Consider the following 19,321-nt stretch of genomic DNA (forward strand, 5'->3'; position numbering starts at 1 on the left):
TCTGCTTCTCCCATCACCGTCGGCTGCGCCGTGAATGGTAATGGAGAACGGCGACCTCAGCTTGATTCAGGTCAACACCGTGGTCCCATACCTCCGAGCCGATGAGCTCGACATGACTGACAGCACATGACGCTTGCGCTGGATTCCCAGCGTTCAATGCGCAATCCGGCCGTCGACCACCTCGATGATGCGGTCGCAGCGGCGCGCGAGGTCCAGATTATGTGTGACGAGCAGGAAGCTCGTGCCGCTCTCCCGATTGACCCGTCGCATCAGTTCGAAGACGGCATCGGCCGACTTCGAATCCAGATTTCCGGTCGGCTCGTCCGCCAGCACGAGATCCGGATTCATCGCGAGCGCCCTGGCCACCGCCACCCGCTGCTGCTGGCCGCCCGACATGTTGTTGGCGAGATTGTTTCCGAATCTCTCGAGACCGACCTCGGCAAGGAGATGATCGGCCCGGGCCGCGATCTCCGCGCTCGGAAATCCGCGATCCGCGAGCATCGGCATCATGATGTTTTCGCGCGCGGTGAAGGCAGAGATCAGCAAATGATGCTGAAACACGAAGCCGATGGTGTGACCTCTGAGATGCGTGAGTTCGTTGTCGTCCAGCAGCCCGGTGTCGCGCCCCTTGATGAGGAGCCGGCCGGACGTCGGCCGATCGAGCAGACCGACGATATTGAGCAGCGTGCTCTTGCCGGAGCCCGACGGACCCATCAAAGCCAGAAACTCGCCATGGCCGAGTTCGAGATCGATGTCGTGCAATACCTCGACCTCCGATGGCAGGCCCACATTGTAGGTCTTGCAGACGCGCTCGAGCCTCAGGATCTCCTCAGCCACGGATCGCTACCACCGGATCGAGTTTCGCGGCGCGCACCGCCGGCGCTGTCGCAGCCAACAGGCCGGTGACCGTGGCGAGCACCGCCGTATAGATGAAGAGGTTTCGCTCCAGGATCAACGGAAAGAACTCGCTTCCATCCGCCTGACGGGCGACAGCGTGCCAATAGATCAACGCTAGGGCGCCCATCGTCGCGCCGAACAGCGAGCCGACAAAGCCGAGCAGACCACCCTGGAGCAGGAACACCCGCAGGATCTGGCCGCGCGAGGTGCCCATTGCCCTGAGGATACCGATCTCCTTGGAGCGCTGGATCACCGACACGATGAGCACCGCGGCAATGCCAAAGGCCACCGACAGGCCCACGAACACACGGATCAAGGTGTTCGTGTAGATCTGCGCCTGGACAGCGGTGTAGAACTGCGCGTTGGTTGCGATCCAGCTATCGGCCTCGACGGCCGTCGCGGCCTGGATCCGCCTGGCGATGGTTTCGGCCGCGTAGATGTCCTTGATCGTCATGTCAATGGTGGTGACGCCGCCGATCATGCCGAGCAGAGACTGTCCCGTCCGCAGTGCGATGAAGGCCACCCGCTGATTGGCGCCCTTATTGCCGAAATCGACCAGGCCGGAGATCGTCAGCACGCGGTTGGCGGAGCTTGCCGCCTGGAGGTTCAGCTTGTCGCCCACGGTGGCGCCGAGATTCTTGGCGAGCTCGGTGCCGATGATGATGTCCTCGCTGGTCAGCCGCGCGCTGCCGGCGACGATGTAGTCCGGCACCTTGACGATGTTGAAATAGGTGTCCGGCTCGATTCCGGTCAGCGTCACCGCGCGGCTGGCGTCGCCGCGGATGGCCAGCGCGGATCCGGTGATGGTGGGCGAGACCGCGGTGACTTCGGGCATCGCCAGCATCTGGGCCCTGATCTTCGGCCACTGGTCGATCGAGATCACCCGCTGGCTCGGCCGCTGGACCACTGCGTCCTCGATCTCGCCGGCGGCGTTGCGCAAGGGGCGCGCGACCTGATCCGGCGTGAGGAGCTGGATCTGCGGTTGCGACGTCAGCACGCGCTTGATGAAATTCGCCTCCATGCCCGCGAGCATCGCCGACATGAAGACAATGACGCCAACGCCGATCGAAATGCCGCCGATGATGAAGGCGGTCTGCAACCTCCCCTCACGCAGGAAGCGCACGGCAGCGATCCACTCGAATGGAAGCCAGCGATTCATGGCCGGACGGGCCGCACGCGCTGCCCGGTCACCACGCCCGAGCTTTGCGGAATCGCGACATCACCGGCTTCGAGCCCCTCGACGATCTCGATGTTGCTGTTGCCGCGCAGGCCGAGCTTCACCGGGCGCTTGACCGCACGACCGCCCTCCACGGTCAGGACCCAGGGCTGTCCGGAGAGGATGTCATGGACCGAGCGGACGGGAAGCACCTTCGCATTGTCTTTCGCGGCAACCTCGATGTCGACCGAAACGGTCATGTCCTGGCGCAGGTCGTCGGATGGCTCCACCACCGTCAGCTTCACCTGGACGGTCGCGCGGGAAATGTCGATGCCCGGATTGATGTAGGAGACCTTGGCTGCGAAGCGCCGGTCCGGGTAGGCATCCGCGGAGGCCAGCGCGCTCTGTCCGAGCGCGAGCTTGCCGAGATTGCGTTCGTCGATCTGCAAGACCAGCTGCAGGTCACCTGACGGCGCCAGCACCAGGAGCGCTTTCCCCGCCTGCACCACGGTGCCTCGCTCGACGTTCCGGGTGATGAGAACGCCGTCGCGAGGGGCCACGATCGTCGCATAGCCCAGGCGGGAATCCGCCGTGTCCAGATTGGCGCGTGCCTGGTTGAGCTGCGTTTGCGCCATGACATAGTCGCTGCCGCCCGGGCTTGCGGTATAGACCTGGAACTCCGCCGCGCGCTTCACGGCGCGCGCGACGTCGAGCGTCTTCTGCGCGTCATCCAAGGCTGCCTTGGTCGCGTAGCCATTGTGTTCGAGCTGCGCCGTGCGGTTATAGGTCTGCTGGGCGTTCAGAAGCGTTGCTTGCGCTTGTGTCAGGGCCTCCTTCGCGGAAGGCAGCGTCAGCTCTTCGAGCTGCCTGATCCGGGCTTCGGCCTGGGCTACCGCCCCCTGCGCCTGGATCACGCTCGCTTTGAGTTCCCGTGCCTCCAGCGAGATCAGCGGCTGCCCCTTGCTGACCTTCTCGCCTTCCTGCACCAGCACATCCGCAACCGTGCCGGTGATCTGGCTGCCGATCTCGACGCGGTACGGTGTCTCGACATGCCCGCTCGCCACCACGGTCTCGATCAATCGCCCGCGCGCGACCTGGTCGACCACGACGGCTGGTCCGAACAGGATGCGGACGCTTTGCCAGGCACCAAGGGCGAGCAGAACGAGGATCGCGAGCACGAACCATTTGTGGGCGAGAACTCCCGACCACGCCGACGCGGCAGAGAACCGGGTCATGTGCTCCTGCTTCTGAAGAGATAGTGCTTGCTCGACCATGGCTCTGCGCTGCTGCGAATTCCGCCGAACTGAATACCGCACCGCCCCGGTTTCAGATTGCGCCAAGTCAACGCCCTGCCGGCAAAATGGGCGCGGTCTCAAAACATTGTCGTGTTTGCATCGATCGACGGCCTGTCGAGAACTCCTGGGGCTTCGACGCCGGCATGCGCACGTTGACGAAGATCAATCCGGTCGCAGCTCACTCGTCCAAACTGGTCCGCAAAATCGCACCGGCAGCGGCAGCAAAGCAGAGGACATGAAAAATGGCGCACAAGCAGGTCCTGTTTCACTCGGCGGCTCGTGAGAAAGTCTTGCGCGGCGCGTCCCTTCTCGCCGATGCCGTGCGCGTCACGCTCGGGCCGAAGTCGAAATCCGTCCTGATCCAGAAGTCGTGGGGCGCGCCCATCGTGTGCAACGATGGCGTCACCATTGCCAAGGAATTTGATCTCAAGGACGCGGAAGAGAACCTGGGCGCCCAGGTGCTGCGGCAGGCCGCCGAGAAGACCGGCGATGTCGTCGGCGACGGCACCAGCACGTCGACCATCCTGGCCCATGCCATCCTTGCGGACGGCGTCCGGAACGTCGTCGCCGGCGCGAGCGCGATCGACCTCAAACGCGGCCTCGATCGCGGGACACAGGCTGCCATCGCCGCCCTGCATGCCATGGCGAAACCGGTGAAGACCAGGGCGGAAAAGGTCCAGGTCGCCACGATCTCGGCGCACAATGACATCTCCATCGGCGAACTGGTGGCGGATGCGATCGAGAAAGTCGGCGGTGACGGCGTGATCTCGGTGGAGGAGTCCAAGACCACCGAGACGCTGCTGGAGGTCGTGGAAGGCATGAAGTTCGACCGCGGCTTCCTGTCGCCCTACTTCGTCACGGATGCCGACCGCATGGAAGCCGTGCTGCAGGACCCCTACGTGCTGCTCTGTGACCACAAGATCGGCGCCCTGCGCGATCTGGTTCCCCTGCTCGAGCAGGTCGCCAAGAGCGGCCGTCCGCTTCTGATCGTCGCCGAGGACATCGAGGGCGAAGCGCTGGCGACGCTCATCGTCAATCAGCTTCGAGGCGTGCTCAAGGCTTGCGCGGTCAAGGCACCCGGCTTCGGCGACCGGCGCAAGGCCATGCTGGAAGATATTGCCATCCTCACCGGCGCGCAGGTGATCTCGGAGGAGATCGGGCTCAAACTCGAAAGTGCCACCCTCCAGCAGCTCGGTCGCGCCGCACGGGTGGTCGCCGACAAGGAGAATACCACCCTGATCGGGAGTGGCGGCGATCGCGCCCGTATCGACGCGCGGCTCGCGCAAATCCGCGTCGAGATCGAGAGGACGACCAGCGACTACGACCGCGAGAAGCTCGAAGAGCGCCTCGCCAAGCTGTCGGGTGGCGTCGCCGTCATCCGGGTGGGAGCACCGACCGAAGCCGAGATGAAGGCGAAGAAGGAGGCGCTCGACGATGCGATCAGCTCGACCAAGGCTGCGGTGGCCGAGGGCATCGTGCCGGGCGGCGGGCTTGCCCTGCTCCGCACGATCGCGGCGGTGGCCAAGGAAGAAGCCACCTGCGAGGGCGACGAACGAACGGGCTTGCAGATCCTGAAGCGCGCGCTCGAAGCTCCCGCGCGCCAGATCGCCGAAAATTCCGCAACCGATGGCGGCGTCGTCGTCGCCCGGATGCTGGCGAGCGAAGGCAATTCCGGCTTCGATGCCGCCCGGAAGATCTATGTCGACCTCGTGGAAGCCGGCATCGTCGATCCCGTAAAGGTCGTACGGACCGCGCTCGAAAATGCGGTGTCCGTCGCAAGCGTGCTTCTTCTGACCGAGGCGACGATGACGGAGATTCCGGAGCCGAAGCGCGAGCGGCTGCCCGAGCCGGACATGGCGATGTAGCAGCGGTACGCCCTGTAACGATGCCCTATCGCTCGAACAAGGACCTTCCCCCTGGCGTGCGTCACCATTTGCCGCCTCATGCCCTGGACATCTACCGGGAGGCGTTCAACCATTCCTTTGCCTCGCATGCCGGGGATCTCCGGCAGGAAGAGATCGCTCACCGCACGGCTTGGGCTGCGGTGAAGCGCTCCTACGTGAAACTTGGCGACCAATGGTTGCCAAAGCGACCGGATTCATAAGGGCCTATCGCTCTCGACTGCCCCGGCCATCGAGAAACGTCCATGCATCTGCCCGTATTGCGGGACGTCGGATGCGGAACGACGAGTTCCACACCCGCATTGGGCATGATCATCCCATGACCTGCCGACGCGCCTGATCGCGCACGCGAGGCTCTCGAGTTTGAGCGAAATCAACCAGCGCTCGACGCGCCATGGCTATTCTTTCCGGTGACCGGAATGGTCAAACTCGATGGAGAAATGATCATGGCGACCGAAACCAAACTTCCTGTCACCAAGACGTCCACCGCCCCGGCAGCCGCCGGCGAGGCATGGCAGCCGTTCCAGGCGCTGAGAAACGAAATCGACCAGATCTTCGACGATTTCGGCAACGGCTTCTGGAAACGGCCGTTCCGCTCGCTTGCCCGGCTGGAGCGCGACCTGTCCAAGAACTTCAATGCGCCGGCCGTCGACGTCGCCGAAAGCGACAAGGCCTACGAGATCACGGCTGAGCTTCCCGGCCTCGACGAGAAGAACATCGACGTCAAGCTCGTCAACGGAGGTCTCACCATCAGAGGCGAGAAGAAGGAAGAGACCGAAGAGAAGAAGAAGGACTACTACGTCTCCGAGCGCCGCTACGGCTCGTTCGAGCGCTACTTCGCGCTCCCGGACGGCGTCAACGCCGACAAGATCGAGGCGACGTTCAAGAACGGCGTGCTCAAGGTCGTCCTTCCCAAGACCGAAGAAGCCCAGAAGCCGGCCAAGACCATCAGCGTGAAGGCCGCCTGACGGCCGCCGACGCGAGGCTGCGACAGCGCAGCCTCGCGTCACCCAGGACATTCGCCAGCGAACTCGAGGACACACCATGCGCGCGCATCATATCATGACGAAGGACCTCGTTGCCGTAACGCCGCACACGACGATCGAGGAGGCGGCAAAGATCATGCTCCGAATGCACATCAGCGGCCTGCCCGTCATCGACGATGCCGGCAATCTCGTCGGCGTGGTCTCGGAAAGCGACTTCCTCCGCCGTAGCGAGATCGGCACCGGCCGCAGGCACGCCGCCTGGCTGAAGTTCTTCATGGGACCAGGACGCGCGGCGGCCGAGTTCGTTCACGAGCGCGGTCGCAAGGTGGAGGACGTCATGACGAAGCAGGTCGTCTCGGTGCAGGAGGACACAGATCTGGCCGAACTGGTCGACCTGATGGAGAAGAACGACATCAAGCGCGTCCCCGTGATGCGGGGCAAGACGCCCGTCGGGATCGTCACGAGGACGAACCTGCTGCAGGCCGTGGCGAGCCTCCTGCACGAAATTCCGGATCCCACCGCCGATGACGAGCACATTCGCGAGCGCATCACGCGCGCGGTCAACGGCACGGACTGGCGTCCGATCGGCTTCGAGGTGAATGTCCGCAATGGCGTCGTGCATCTGCACGGCCTCGTCACCACCGACGAGGCGCGTCGGGCCGCAATCGTCGCTGCCGAAAGCACCGCCGGGGTCAAGGAAGTTCACGACCATCTCTGCTTCGTCGATACCTACACCGGCTTCTACGTGGAATCGCCCGAAGACATGAAGGCCGCCGGCTGAACTCCCCGCGGATCGAGGTCACCATGCTCGGATGGTTCGTTCGGATTCTCTTCGCCATAGCAGCGCCGATCACGGCGCTGTTCGTGGCACGTGACGCGCTGAACTTCGGCTTGATCCAGACTATCGTGACCATGTTGCTCGTGACTGTCCTGGTCGGGCTGATTGCCGCCTATACCGGGCGGGACCGACAGGCACCGCGCTAGCTGCCGACGCGACACGGTGGCCGGCCCCTGCCGTCGACCGGCTCGCCCGCTCCTGGCCGAACCGATGTGCGAAGCCGCCCGATGGCGTCGGCCGGCACACAGCAGAGGGTATAGCGGTGAGCCGGTACTCCAGGAGTGCAGACGTTGCGCGCTTTTCCCGTGCGGCTACGGGCTTCACCTTAGGTGAAGCTCCCAAATTTCGGCCGGACCATTTATCCGCTAGTAAGGGTTTGTCAGCACGCACCGGCAAGGCGCCTGCAAATGAACCACTCGATTTACACTGCGGACAAGGCAACGCATCTGAAAGTGGTCGTCGTCGGATTGTTGGCCGGCATCGCCATCGCAGCGACCACGCTGATCGTGCACCTGGCCCAGCCTGAATTAGGCTTGCAGAAGGCGAAGACTCTGGCCGTCCACCAGGCACGTCCAATGCACGCACTGACCGAAATGGCCCAACGCTAGTCGAGATCGGCTGTTGGAGGATACTCAGATGACCAACGAGGCAATCAAGGCGCTGATGCTACTCGCGATGTATGGCATCCTCGAGCTCGCGCTCTATTTTTCGTCGACCGCCAGAGCTGCCAAGCAGCCGGTGCGTTCGACACCCGGTCGGACCGCGAATCCCGATCTCACCCGTCCGAGGACGGAAAACTAGGTCGATCCGCACGGTCTCCCGTCGCGAGACGGGCGTCGGTAACGATCGTTACAACGGTTCGTCATCGAGCGTGGATGGTTCTGCCTGCAGCGAGACGAAGTCACCGCCGCCGTAATCGTCCTCCGGATCGGCACTGGTCGATTGAAGACACAGCCGGTCATCGACGCCGCGAACGCCTGAAGCGTTCTCGCAAGCCACGACAGCCGCCCGGCGGGCGTTGTCACCGTTGACGACACCGCGCAGCGTCACGAAGCCGTCCCTGACGCTCACGTTCAAGCCGACGGGCTGCCAGGGCATCCCGACCATCGCCGCAAGGACCGTACGGCGGATCTGATTGTCGTCTTCCGAATAGCCGGGTGCGCCGGTCAATGGGCCGGCCACTGCGGACAAGAAGTCGGACCGGGTAATGATGCCGACAACGCGATCATTGCGCATGACCGGAACGTGATTCAGGTTTCGGCGCTCCATCAGATCGGCAATCTCCTCGAGGGGAGCATCCTCCCTGGTCGTCGCCGGATCACGCGTCATCACCTGCTCGACCTTGCGCCCGTGCTCCTTGACGAATTCGCGCGCGATTCGGTCCGTTCCGAGCAGGACGGTCAGCAGCCGGTTGCGCGTGTGCTCCGTTTCGAGCTCCGCCCGCCTGAGGAAGTCGCTTTCACAAATGATGCCAACGAGCTTTCCCGCAGCATCCGTAACCGGCAATCCACTGATGTGGTGATCGAGCATGACCCTGATGGCATCGGCGATCGAAGCCTCGGGCCGAATAGTCATCACCCGCCGGGACATGATCTGGTGCGCGCGCATGTCTTCAACTCCAGAGAGAACTCACAGGTAGTCGCCGCCCCCGACAGGGTCTTGATCGAGATCAACCGCCCGGCCGCGATCGAGGGCCATGCTGCCGTCGAATCTGGACATTGGGCATGCGCCTGCAAGCATTGTTCATGGCCGCGATCCTTGCGGCAGTCGCGGCGCCGGGCGCCGGAGCGCCGGCCGCGACGACGTCGGTCGACGTCTCTGCCGCACTCTCCGATCTCATGACCCGGCTTCAGCTCCAGCATGCCAAGCTCTGGTTTGCGGGGAAGCTCAGCAACTGGGGTCTGGCGAGCTACGAGATCCAACGGATCGATGCCAGTCTCGAAGCGGCGGGCAAGCTCCTGCCAGACCCATCGCGGATCGCTCCTGCAAAGGATCAGCTGCAAGCCGTACGCGAAGCGATCCAACAGAAAAACGTGCCTGCCTTCACCAAGACTTATTGGGCCCTCACGAACGAATGCAACAGCTGCCATCGGGCCAGCGGCTACGCCTCGATCACAATCCAAATACCGGTTCGCCCGCCTGTCACCAACCAATTGTTCGTCGATCAGGTCGCCGAAGGCCGGGCACTGGCCCACGCCTCCTGCGGAACCTGCCATATCGTCGAGGATGCCGCCAGGGAATCGCCGGCGTCCCGGCCCCCGGCGCCGAGCCTCGTGGAGATCATCAATCGTCCCTCGTTCTCCACCGATGACATCAGGCAGCTCCTGGCATCGGGCCACCGCAGGCTCGGACCCGACCAGGCCATGCCGAACCCGCGGCTCGCGGAGTATCAGATCGACGAGATCGTAGCGTACCTCGAAACGTTGAGAGCCGGCCCGCTGCGCTAAACCCGGCCAGCTCCACTCGCCCGTTGCAAGCCCGGCGGTTGATCTCGGTCAAACGGTGATCGACAAAGAGCAGCATTGTGGACCCAACGCAATCTGAACTGCGCCCATCGCAAGGCAGGCACATGACAACGACAGACGGAGCCGCTCCCTCGCCCCAGACGCGCGTGCCGGCAGCGAATTCATTTCTTTGGGGCGTCTCGACCTCGAGCTTCCAGATCGAGGGCGCCTCCCATGTAGATGGGCGCGGCGACAGCATATGGGACAGCTATTGCCGACAGAAGGGCCGCATCAAGAACGGCGATACCGGCGATGTCGCCTGCGATCACTATCACCGCTACCGTGAAGACATCGCGATGATGCGCGATATCGGCGTCGGCGCCTACCGCTTCTCGATCTCGTGGCCGCGCATCCTGCCTCGCGGTCGCGGGGCTGCGAACGAGGCGGGCCTCGATTTCTACGACAGGCTCGTCGACGCACTTCTGGCTGCCGGCATAGAACCCTGGATCTGTCTCTATCACTGGGATCTGCCGCAGGCGCTGCAGGACCTTGGCGGCTGGCAGAACCGGGACATCGCGGGATGGTTCGCCGATTATGCCGCACTGGCGGCCCACCGCTTCGGCGACCGCGTCAAGCGGTTCGCCACCTTCAACGAGCCATGCGTATTCACGCTATTCGGATACGGTCTCGGCTGGAACGCGCCCGGCATCGCCGACAGGGGCGCTTTGCACCGGGCCATTCACCACGTGAACCTCAGTCATGGCCGCGCCATCGACGTCCTCCGGCAATCGGTGACGGATGCATCGCTTGGTGCCATTCACAACCGCCAACCCTGTTATCCCGTCACCACGCGGGAGGAGGACGTTGCGGCGACGCGGCGCCTGGCGCCGTACTGGAATGACGCATTCCCGTATCCGCAACACTTTGCCCACTATCCCCTCGAGCTTGCCGAGGCCATCGAGCCTTACGTCAAGCCCGGCGACATGGCGCAGATCGCGCGGCCGGTCGACTGGTTCGGGCTCAACCACTATTCGCCGCACTACGTCAAGGCCGACAGCAATCCGATCGGCGCCGGCTTCGGTGCACCGCCGGATGGCGTGCACCGGACTGTTATCGGCTGGCCCATCATTCCCGACGCGTTCCGCGATACGCTGCTGGACATCCACCGGCGCTTCCGGTTGCCGATCTACGTGCTGGAGAACGGAACCGCCGCGGACGACAAGCCGGACGATAGCGGCCGCGTTCAGGACACCGCACGAATTGCCTATCTCGACGCCTACACAAGGGCAATGCAGGAAGCGATGCGGGCCGGAGCCGACGTCAAGGGCTATTTCGTGTGGTCGCTGCTCGACAATTTCGAGTGGGCATCGGGCTACTCGCAACGCTTCGGTCTCGTTCATGTCGATTTTGCCACGCAGAAGCGAACCCCGAAAGCGTCGGCGAACTGGTATTCCGATCTCATCCGGTCGGCACGACGGTCGCAGATTGCCGCAGACCGTGCGAGGCTCGACAACGTGACGGCAACGCCCGGCGCGATGGCCGCCTCCACGGTCTCCAGCTAGGCCGATGAGCGCGATCCTCACGATCACGCCCAATCCGGCGGTCGACGTGTCGACGGCGGTGGACAGGATCATTCCTGTCGCCAAGCTGCGCGGCATCGGGCAGCGCCGCGATCCCGGCGGCGGCGGCATCAACGTTGCGCGGGTGGTCAAGCGCCTCGGCGGGGATGCCACCGCGCTCTATCCAGTGGGCGGCCTCACGGGAGACCTGCTGCGTCAATTGTTGGACAAGGAGGGCGTCGAAAGCCTGACCTTTCCGATCGCGGGCGAAACCCGGCAAGACTTCTTCGTCCGCGAGATCGGCACGGGCCAGCCCTATCGCTTCATCCTGCCAGGGCCGCCTCTTGCCGAGGACGAATGGCAGAGATGCCTTGCCCTGCTGTCGGCGCTGCAGCCGTTTCCCAGCTTCGTGGTTGCCAGCGGAAGCCTGCCGGCAGGCGTGCCCGACGATTTTTATGCAAGGGTCGCAAGGATCGTCAAACAGCGCGGCGCCAAGATGATCCTTGATACCTCGGGTCAGGCCCTTGTTGCTGCGGTGGCGGAAGGGGTCGAACTGGTCAAGCCGAACCTGCGGGAGATGCGCGAGCTGGTCGGCCATGAGCCGTCTGATCCCGCCGAATGGGAAGCCGCCGCCGGAACTCTGGTGCGCAGCCGCAGAGCCGCGATGGTCGCGCTCACGATGGGACATCTTGGCGCCGCGCTGGTGACGAGCGACCGCGTCTGGCGCGCCAAGCCTCTGGCGATCGTGCCCGTCGGCGCCGTCGGCGCAGGTGACAGTTTTCTCGGCGCGCTGGTTTACGGGCTGGCATCCGGAGCCAGCCTCGAACACTGCTTTCGACAGGCGGTCGCCGCCGGCGCCGCCGCCCTGCTCAATCCCGGCACAGAACTTTGCCGCCCCGACGACATCAAACGTCTCGCCGAGCAGGTCATTCTCTCTACGGCAACTTGACCGAGTCGGTCGGAGGCGTCGGGGGCTCTGCCTGCCGCGGCAGCGTGTCCCGGTTGAGGCGGTCGAGCGACAGCAGGAGACCGCCGACCCGTTCCAGCGACGACATCCAATCGGCAATGCGCCCATAATTGTCGACAACCCAATTGAACGAGGCCTGCACCAGCGTGAAAGCCGCAGCAGCCTGTGTGAGCTCGCCCAGAGTCATGGCCCCGGAGAGAAACTTCGGCGCGCAGAGCACCAGCCCGATGATCGGCGCCAGAAGCGAATTGCCGTGCGACACGATCGTCGTCCGCATCAATTGCCAGCACAGGCGGCGCCACTGGTCTATGGTGGTCTTGAGGGTGCTGCGAAGGTCACGGCAGACCTCCGGCCGTTGTCCTTCCGGCGCGATGCCCTCCCCGATATCGCGGAGCTGGTGTGCCGCCGTGATCAACTCCGCCTCCGCCTGGTTCTTGATCTGAACCAGCCGGGTCAGCGGCGCCCCGACCGTCGTCATCGCCGTGGTCACGATGCCGGAATAGAGCGCCACGCCGACGACAAGGTAGCCCGGAATCCGGACGGAATGACTTCCCACCGGCAGCGCGATGTCGCCACCGACCGTCCAGAGGACCTGGATGAAAATGACCGCGCTGAGCAACGCGGAAACCAGTCCGAGCGCCAAATCGATCGGAGCATCCGTCGCAATCCTGACGTCCTCGGCGATCCGGTATTCGGGGATCTGCTGCTCGCTCTGCACAGCGGCGAGGCGGGCGTAACGGTCATCCTCGACCCAATAGTCGATCACCTTGCCGGTCAGCCATTCCCGCCATTGTCTCTGCACAGTCATGCGGCCCCAGACCGACGTGACGGCGAGCGTGATGCTCCCGATGCACAATGGGACGAGCAGGAACGCCTGCCCTCTCAGCCGCGCAGGATCGCGGCTCTCGAGCGCATCGAAGAAGTCGCGGTTCCAGTAGTTGAAGCGAAACTGCACGTAGAGCTGGAGGACGACGACGATCACCAACAGCACACATAGCACCCATACGCGCCAGGCCGATGCTCCCTGCCAGAAGCCGCGGGCGCTCTGCCAAAATCGCCACCTCGCCCGTGAAGAGCCGTTCTGGTCTGGTTCGATCATCATCGACGTTCACAGCTAAGGCGGGCAAGAGCTGCGCACTTGATCTTTCGCAAACCGACGGCGCGGAGATGCGCGAAAGTTGTCGCCATTCAGACCCATTTTGCAGCGCGGGAGAATGCGCGATGGACGCATCGGGCTACATTCGCTGGTTCAGGGACATACGTCTCGCCGACGTGCCGCTGGTCGGAGGCAAGACCGCATCCCTGGGCGAATTGTATTCGGCGCTGACGCCGGAAGGCGTCAAGGTCCCGAACGGCTTTGCGCTGACCGCGGCCGCATATCGGGACGCCCTGACCGAGGCGGGCGCATGGGACAAGCTCGGCCGGCTCCTCGCCGGGCTGGACAAGCGGCGGATCGCCGATCTTGCCCGCCGCGCCGCCGCCGCGCGCGCGATCGTCTACGCGGCGACCGACCGGGAGGATCTGCGCGATCAGGTCAGGCAGGCGTATCGGCAGCTGGAGCAGGAATACGGCCGCAACGTCGCGGTCGCGGTCCGCAGCTCGGCCACGGCCGAGGACCTTCCGACCGCAAGCTTTGCCGGTCAGCACGACAGCTTTCTCAACATCCGGGGTGCAGACGGACTGATGGAGGCCTGCCGCCGCTGCTTTGCTTCACTGTTCACGGATCGTGCGATCTCCTATCGGATCGACAATGGCTTCGATCACTTCAAGGTCGCGCTGTCGGTTGCCGTGATGAAGATGGTCCGCTCGGATCTCGCGGCAAGCGGCGTCACCTTCACGCTCGATACCGAGACCGGCTTTCGCGACGTCGTATTCGTGACCGGAGTCTACGGACTCGGCGAGAATATCGTGCAGGGTGTCGTCGACCCCGATGAATTCTACGTTCACAAGCCGACGTTCAACGCCGGTTTTCGCGCGGTTCTGTCGCGCCGCCTGGGATCCAAGGCAAAGCGGATGGTCTACGGCCGCGGGCACAACACGACCCGGAACGTGGCAACGCCGGCGAATGCGCGCCGGCAATTCTGCATCAATGACGACGAAGTCCTGACGCTGGCCGAATGCGCGATGCTCGTCGAGAAGCATTACTCGCAAAAGTCAGGCAAGCCGACCCCGATGGACGTGGAATGGGCCAAGGACGGCAAGGACGGCTCGCTCTACATCATCCAGGCCCGGCCCGAGACGGTCGCCTCGCGGCGGAAGCCGGAGGCACTCGAGAGCTATTTCCTGAAATCGTCCGGGACGGCGCTGGCCGAAGGCCGCGCCGTCGGGGAAAAGATCGCCGCAGGGCGCATCCGGCTGATCAGGAGCGACCGGGATCTCCAGAAATTCCGTCCGGGCGAGGTGCTTGTCGCGACGGCGACGCGCCCGGACTGGGAGCCCGTCATGAAGCTCGCCGCCGCGATCGTGACCGATCATGGCGGCCGGACCTGCCATGCCGCCATCGTCGCACGCGAGCTCGGAGTGCCCGCTGTGGTCGGAACGGGCGGTTTCAGCAAGAGGGCGAAGACCGGCACGGCTGTGACGGTGTCCTGCGCGGAAGGTGACATCGGTCACGTCTTCGAGGGCACCCTGCCTTACGACGTCGAACGGACCGCGACCGAAAGCGTGCAGAAGCCGCGTACCGAAATCATGGTGAACCTCGGCAATCCCGAGGTCGCGTTCAAGACCGCATCCCTGCCGAGCGATGGCGTCGGCCTCGCCCGTATGGAATTCATCATCAACCAGCATATCGGAATCCATCCGATGGCGCTGGCCTGCCCCGACAAGGTGACTTCAGTGCGGGACCGGCGGAAGATCGAGCTGCTGACCGCACGCCACAAGCAGCCGTCCGAATTCTTCGTCGAGCGGCTTTCGGAGGGCGTCGGCACCATCGCCGCCGCGTTCTATCCCCGGCCGGTGATCGTGCGCCTGTCCGATTTCAAGACCAATGAATATGCGAACCTTCTCGGCGGCGCCGATTTCGAGCCTCGCGAGGAGAACCCGATGCTCGGCTTTCGGGGCGCAGCGCGCTACGCGCACCCCGCTTATGCGCAGGGGTTTGAGCTCGAATGCGCTGCATTGAAGCGGGTGCGCGAGGCGATGGGCCTCACCAATCTCAAGATCATGATTCCGTTCTGCCGGCGTGTCGAGGAGGCGCGCAAGGTCATTGCAGCCATGGCAAGTCATGGCCTCAAGCGGGGCGAGAGCGGCCTGGAGATATTCATGATGTGCGAGATCCCGAACAACGTCATCCTGATCGACCAGTTCGCGCAATTGTTCGACGGCTTCTCCATCGGCTCCAATGATCTCACCCAGCTGACGCTCGGCGTCGACCGGGACTCCGAGATCGTCGCCTTCGACTTCGACGAACGCGATCCCGGCATGCTGCAAATGCTGTCGATGGCCGTGCTCGGCGCCAGGCGCAACCGGCGCCACGTCGGCATCTGTGGCGAGGCTCCCGCCAACTATCCGGAGATCGCGAAGTATCTGGCTGAGCTCGGGATCGACTCGATCAGCGTGAATCCGTCGAGCGTGTTGCGGACCATCGAGATCGTCCGCACCGCGGAGCGCGACAGTGGGGAAGGCCGGCGGGCTGCGGGCTAAAGCGCGATGAGTTTAGGACGAGCCGTCACTGCGCCTTGGGTTACTGTTTGCGCATGATCTCCGCGCAAACGCGTTCCGCGCTTGTCGCGCAGGAAAACCGCTGCGCGCTTCTCCGGGTCATGGTTCAGGGCGTTTGTTCCTGCGATGTACGCCAAGCGCCTGGCGCACCTCGTCGTCCTCGAGGGCATCCCTGATCGCGCGGTCGGCCGGCCTGGTCTCCAGGACCGGTGCGTCGACCGGCGCGTCCCGATCAAGTGCGGGCACCTCCGCCTTTCGCTCGGCTACGCTCTTCTTCGCCGCCTGGCCATCCTTGTCCATTGCACACTCTCCCGGGACGTGGACGTCAGTGCGACATCAGCAGGCAGACCGGAGCGTGCCGCAGAAGGCTCTGCGTCATGCCGCCGAAGACCCACTCGCCCAACCGGCTGTGCCCGTAGCCTCCGGTCACGATGAGGTCGGCGCCGACATCGGCGGCCAGCCGAACGAGGTAGCCCGCGTCAGGCTCCGCCGTATGCACGCGCACCTCGTGCTGGCAGCTCACGCCGTGACGCTGAAGATATCTGGTCACGTCCCGCACCCGGTCTCGCGCCGCATCCTGTTCGCTCGACGTGCAGATTTCGGCGACCGTGACCTGCGAAGCGCGGGTCAGGAACGGCAGCGCGTCCCGAACGGCCAGGCGCGACTCCCGGGCATCCTTCCAGCCGACCACGATCCGATCGCCCGAAAATCGGGTGACGCCGTCCGGCACCGAGAGGATCGGACGGCCCAGCCGCAACATCGCTCCCGCCGCATCGAGGTGACGGGAGTAATTCGGCTTCAGCTGGCTGCGCCGCACCACGACGAGGTCCGCCGCCCTGGACTGCTCGACCAGGAACTCGGTCGGAAAGCCGATCGTCCAGCGCCATTCCACCTTTTCACTCGGCAGGCGAACGATGCGCCTGAACCACGCCTCCTTGTCCGACAGCGTTGCGCGAATGCGCTTGAGATCCTCCTCAGTCGTCTGTTCGATGATCACGCCTTCGGCGACGAACGGTGGATCCATTGCGACGGCCGAGACGCCGAGCAAGGCGGCCTCAAAGCCGCTCGCGACCGCCTCGGCCACGGCAATCTGCCCTTCGTCCTGCTGCTCGGAATCGACGTAGACCATGACGCTGGCAAGAGACATGTCGTTGCTCCATTACCTGAATGGGACCCTTATCTCGCGTTTCCCGATGGTCCCGTTGACGCAAATCAAGCGGTCCGGCCGCGCTCCTTGATCCGGATCAATCCGGCTGGCCCAAGAGGCGGCAAGATGCGGAAATCAACACGGAGGCCAGCCATGCAAGCACAGGACGTGATGATCGCCCCGGTGGTGACCGTCGGCGGAAATGCAACCGTTCGCGACGTCGCCAAGATCCTGCTCGAGCGCCGCATCAGCGCAGTGCCGGTCGTCGATGCCGACAACAAGATCCTCGGGATCGTGACCGAAGGCGACCTGATGCATCGAGCCGAATCCGGCACCGAGCGCCACTATGCCTGGTGGCTTCGCCTCCTGACCGGCGACGCGCAAATGGCGACTGACTACGTCAAGTCGCATGCGGTCAAGGTCGGAGATATCATGACCCGCGAGGTCGTGACTGCCAGCCCTGAAACGCCGCTGAGCGACATCGCCATGCTGCTCGAGGAGCGCCAGATCAAGCGTGTGCCGATCGTCAACAAGCAGGGCCAGCTCGTCGGGATCGTCAGCCGGGCCAATCTGCTGCAGGCTATCGCGAGCGCGCGGCCGAAGCTGGAGATTTCACTTTCCGATGCGACCATCAGAAGGAAGTTCCTTGAAGAGCTCAAGAAGCAGCCTTGGGCGCATACGTTCAACCTGAACGCAACCGTCCAGAACGGCATCATCGACATCTGGGGCTTCGCGCCATCTGCGGCCGAACGCACAGCCATCCGCGTAGCGGCCGAGGCGATCCCGGGCGTCGTGCTGGTGAATGACCACCTGCTCGAAACTCCGGTCTTCGTTTACTGACGCAGGCCGGATCGCGTGCTCCGGCTCCGAGGCGACCTTGATGGCGATCAAGAGGCCCGCACCCGCCACAGCGTCGCGGCAAGCAGGAGATAGGCGGCGCAAGTCCATATCGCCTGCCAGTTCGCCGGCCCCTCGTTGAACCCTACGTAGACCGCCGCTCCGACAAACACGCCCGCAAACAACGTCTCCGCCACAGGACGGCTTCCCTTCCCGGGCGGATTGAGCAGCGTCACGGCCGCGAGCGGTAACGCCGCCATGGTGAGAGCCGCAAAAGGAAAGTCGATAAAGCGCGGGTCGAACACAAGCCCGAGCGCGGTGGCCGTACCGATCACGGCCGTTCCGATCAGGGCCAACCCGTGCATGGTCACGAGCATCGACTCCGTCCGATAGCCTTTGGGGCCGAGCAATTCCTGACAACTGGGCAGTGGGCGCCCCCATATCAGGGCGTTGGCGCCGAGCACCGGCGAAACCGTGGCGGCCACCAGCAGAGAGCTCCACAAGAGCCAGCCACCCATTCCGATACTTTCAAAGAACACCTTCTGGGCGGCCACGCCAAACAGGATTCCGGCTGTGGTCGCCGATATTGCGACCCCAAACCATGAAGCCAGGCCAGCGCGCCCGGGCTTACGACGCGAGGTCAACCACGCCGCGCCGAAGACCAGCGTCGCCAGCGCAATTCCACTGCACATTTGCAGCTTCCAGAGCGGAAAGTTGCTGACGGGGATGCCGGCAGGATATTTGAGCACGCGCTCCTCGCCTCCGAACAGGCCCCATGATCCGCCGACCGTGCCCTCGATCTCCCGCTTCCAGGATTCGTCATAGGCCTCGAACAGGTTGACGCGGAAATGCTCGCGTCGGGCAAGGTCGAGGACCTCCGAGACCACCCGAGCCTGATTGACAGGGGACGGCAACGCCGATTCCCGCATCCGTCCCTGGCTCGGCCAACCTATTTCTCCGATCAGGATTTCCTTACCCGGAAAAGCCGCCGCGACCTGTCGGCGTATTGCGTCAGCGTGCGCAACAGCGGATTCCGCCGGGATCGGCACGTTCTCCCAATAGGGCAGGATATGAATCGTGACGAAATCGACGACATCATAGAGCTCACGATTGCTCAGCCAGAATTCCCAGACGTCGGCATAGGTCACGGGGACACTGACCTGCGCCTTCACCGAGCGGATCGTGTCGGCGAGATCGGATACAGTTATGTCCTTGCGCAGCAGCGTCTCGTTTCCGACCACGAGCGCGATCACGGTCTCGGGATATTCCCTGGCGAGGCGTACCGCCGTCGAAATCTGCGTTCGGTTCTTCTGCTGGTCCTTGTCGAGGAAAATGCCCTGGATGACCTTCAGGCCCGCTTTGGCCGCAAGTTCGGGGATCTGGTCGAGACCAAGATCGTTCGCATAGGTACGGATGCAGTCGGTTATCTCCGCCAGCTGGGCAAGATCCTCCGCGATCTGCTCACGCGATACCTGCGTCGCAGGCGAAAGCGACGTCTGATGGTTGCGGAATGGAGCGTATGAGATGCACTGGACCTTGTCGTTCGGATCGATGGGTGCGCGCACCAGATGGACTGGAGTCCCCAACCACCACCACACGCCGGCGATGGCGCCCAGCGATATCAGGAAGAGCGC

The 19,321-nt window shown here is 63.9% G+C and carries 20 protein-coding genes; 12 read left to right on the plus strand and 8 right to left on the minus strand.

Annotated features, from left to right (window positions below; all coding sequences use genetic code 11):
- Nucleotides 1-153: 153 nt before the first annotated feature.
- From XH96_RS29095 to XH96_RS29105, 3 genes are read right to left on the minus strand one after another with little or no spacing between them, the layout of a single operon-like run.
- Nucleotides 154-837 carry an ABC transporter ATP-binding protein gene (locus tag XH96_RS29095; protein WP_194389017.1) on the minus strand — a complete coding sequence of 228 codons (684 nt, stop codon included), beginning with the start codon at nucleotides 835-837 and terminating at the stop codon, nucleotides 154-156.
- On the minus strand, nucleotides 830-2,056 hold the full coding sequence (locus tag XH96_RS29100; protein WP_194389018.1) for an ABC transporter permease: 1,227 nt from the start codon (nucleotides 2,054-2,056) through the stop codon (nucleotides 830-832). The genes XH96_RS29095 and XH96_RS29100 overlap by 8 nt, the downstream gene beginning before the upstream one ends.
- Nucleotides 2,053-3,288: an efflux RND transporter periplasmic adaptor subunit gene (locus XH96_RS29105; protein ID WP_246789782.1), complete on the minus strand. Its 1,236-nt coding sequence runs from the start codon at nucleotides 3,286-3,288 to the stop codon at nucleotides 2,053-2,055. Before XH96_RS29105 ends, XH96_RS29100 begins: the two co-directional genes overlap by 4 nt.
- Nucleotides 3,289-3,590: 302 nt before the next feature.
- Between XH96_RS29105 and groL the strand changes: the two genes are divergently transcribed.
- The 7 genes from groL to XH96_RS29140 all read left to right on the plus strand — a co-directional run bounded on the left by groL (nucleotide 3,591) and on the right by XH96_RS29140 (nucleotide 7,874).
- On the plus strand, nucleotides 3,591-5,213 hold the full coding sequence (gene groL / locus XH96_RS29110; protein WP_194389020.1) for a chaperonin GroEL: 1,623 nt from the start codon (nucleotides 3,591-3,593) through the stop codon (nucleotides 5,211-5,213).
- A 20-nt stretch (nucleotides 5,214-5,233) separates the two neighbouring features.
- The gene (locus XH96_RS29115) at nucleotides 5,234-5,452 is read left to right on the plus strand and encodes a ChaB family protein (RefSeq protein WP_194389022.1); all 219 of its coding nucleotides are present in this window, start codon (nucleotides 5,234-5,236) and stop codon (nucleotides 5,450-5,452) included.
- A gap of 243 nt (nucleotides 5,453-5,695) precedes the next feature.
- Entirely contained in the window at nucleotides 5,696-6,217 is a 522-nt protein-coding gene (locus XH96_RS29120) for an Hsp20/alpha crystallin family protein (RefSeq protein WP_131866658.1), read from the plus strand.
- A 76-nt stretch (nucleotides 6,218-6,293) separates the two neighbouring features.
- On the plus strand, nucleotides 6,294-7,016 hold the full coding sequence (locus XH96_RS29125; RefSeq protein WP_194389024.1) for a CBS domain-containing protein: 723 nt from the start codon (nucleotides 6,294-6,296) through the stop codon (nucleotides 7,014-7,016).
- Nucleotides 7,017-7,039: 23 nt separating this feature from the next.
- A complete protein-coding gene (locus XH96_RS29130) occupies nucleotides 7,040-7,219 on the plus strand; it encodes a hypothetical protein (protein WP_061878337.1) in 180 nt (59 codons plus the stop codon).
- A 261-nt stretch (nucleotides 7,220-7,480) separates the two neighbouring features.
- Nucleotides 7,481-7,681, plus strand: a complete 201-nt coding sequence (locus XH96_RS29135) for a hypothetical protein (protein WP_194394418.1) — start codon at nucleotides 7,481-7,483, stop codon at nucleotides 7,679-7,681.
- A 28-nt stretch (nucleotides 7,682-7,709) separates the two neighbouring features.
- Nucleotides 7,710-7,874, plus strand: a complete 165-nt coding sequence (locus tag XH96_RS29140; RefSeq protein WP_194389025.1) for a hypothetical protein — start codon at nucleotides 7,710-7,712, stop codon at nucleotides 7,872-7,874.
- A gap of 48 nt (nucleotides 7,875-7,922) precedes the next feature.
- On the opposite strand, the gene XH96_RS29145 is transcribed toward XH96_RS29140, so the two are convergent.
- Nucleotides 7,923-8,681, minus strand: coding sequence for a CBS domain-containing protein (locus XH96_RS29145; RefSeq protein WP_194389027.1), 759 nt, complete (start codon nucleotides 8,679-8,681; stop codon nucleotides 7,923-7,925).
- A gap of 116 nt (nucleotides 8,682-8,797) precedes the next feature.
- Here XH96_RS29145 and XH96_RS29150 point away from each other — a divergent pair, with 116 nt between their 5' ends.
- The 3 genes from XH96_RS29150 to XH96_RS29160 all read left to right on the plus strand — a co-directional run bounded on the left by XH96_RS29150 (nucleotide 8,798) and on the right by XH96_RS29160 (nucleotide 12,025).
- A complete protein-coding gene (locus XH96_RS29150; protein ID WP_194389029.1) occupies nucleotides 8,798-9,520 on the plus strand; it encodes a c-type cytochrome in 723 nt (240 codons plus the stop codon).
- Nucleotides 9,521-9,642: 122 nt separating this feature from the next.
- The gene (locus XH96_RS29155) at nucleotides 9,643-11,079 is read left to right on the plus strand and encodes a GH1 family beta-glucosidase (protein ID WP_194389030.1); all 1,437 of its coding nucleotides are present in this window, start codon (nucleotides 9,643-9,645) and stop codon (nucleotides 11,077-11,079) included.
- A gap of 4 nt (nucleotides 11,080-11,083) precedes the next feature.
- A complete protein-coding gene (locus XH96_RS29160) occupies nucleotides 11,084-12,025 on the plus strand; it encodes a 1-phosphofructokinase family hexose kinase (RefSeq protein ID WP_194389032.1) in 942 nt (313 codons plus the stop codon).
- On the opposite strand, the gene XH96_RS29165 is transcribed toward XH96_RS29160, so the two are convergent.
- Nucleotides 12,012-13,145 (minus strand): SbmA/BacA-like family transporter, encoded by a 1,134-nt coding sequence (locus XH96_RS29165; protein WP_246789783.1) that lies wholly within the window; start codon nucleotides 13,143-13,145, stop codon nucleotides 12,012-12,014. The genes XH96_RS29160 and XH96_RS29165 overlap by 14 nt on opposite strands.
- Before the next feature lie 119 nt (nucleotides 13,146-13,264).
- On the opposite strand from XH96_RS29165, the gene ppsA reads away from it, so the two are divergent.
- Nucleotides 13,265-15,685: a phosphoenolpyruvate synthase gene (gene ppsA, locus XH96_RS29170; protein WP_194389034.1), complete on the plus strand. Its 2,421-nt coding sequence runs from the start codon at nucleotides 13,265-13,267 to the stop codon at nucleotides 15,683-15,685.
- Between the two features lie 117 nt (nucleotides 15,686-15,802).
- On the opposite strand, the gene XH96_RS29175 is transcribed toward ppsA, so the two are convergent.
- Both XH96_RS29175 and XH96_RS29180 read right to left on the minus strand, forming a co-directional pair.
- Nucleotides 15,803-16,003: a hypothetical protein gene (locus XH96_RS29175; RefSeq protein ID WP_194389035.1), complete on the minus strand. Its 201-nt coding sequence runs from the start codon at nucleotides 16,001-16,003 to the stop codon at nucleotides 15,803-15,805.
- A gap of 25 nt (nucleotides 16,004-16,028) precedes the next feature.
- On the minus strand, nucleotides 16,029-16,850 hold the full coding sequence (locus XH96_RS29180) for a universal stress protein (RefSeq protein WP_194389036.1): 822 nt from the start codon (nucleotides 16,848-16,850) through the stop codon (nucleotides 16,029-16,031).
- A 153-nt stretch (nucleotides 16,851-17,003) separates the two neighbouring features.
- Between XH96_RS29180 and XH96_RS29185 the strand changes: the two genes are divergently transcribed.
- Complete coding sequence (locus XH96_RS29185) at nucleotides 17,004-17,690, plus strand: CBS domain-containing protein (RefSeq protein WP_194389037.1); 687 nt, start codon at nucleotides 17,004-17,006, stop codon at nucleotides 17,688-17,690.
- A gap of 47 nt (nucleotides 17,691-17,737) precedes the next feature.
- Here the strand turns inward: XH96_RS29185 and XH96_RS29190 are convergent, their stop codons facing one another.
- Nucleotides 17,738-19,303, minus strand: coding sequence for a beta-(1-6) glucans synthase (locus XH96_RS29190; protein ID WP_194394308.1), 1,566 nt, complete (start codon nucleotides 19,301-19,303; stop codon nucleotides 17,738-17,740).
- Between the last annotated feature and the right edge of the window lie 18 nt (nucleotides 19,304-19,321).

Origin of the sequence: Bradyrhizobium sp. CCBAU 51765 (genome assembly GCF_015291725.1) — a bacterium.
Lineage (GTDB): Bacteria > Pseudomonadota > Alphaproteobacteria > Rhizobiales > Xanthobacteraceae > Bradyrhizobium > Bradyrhizobium liaoningense.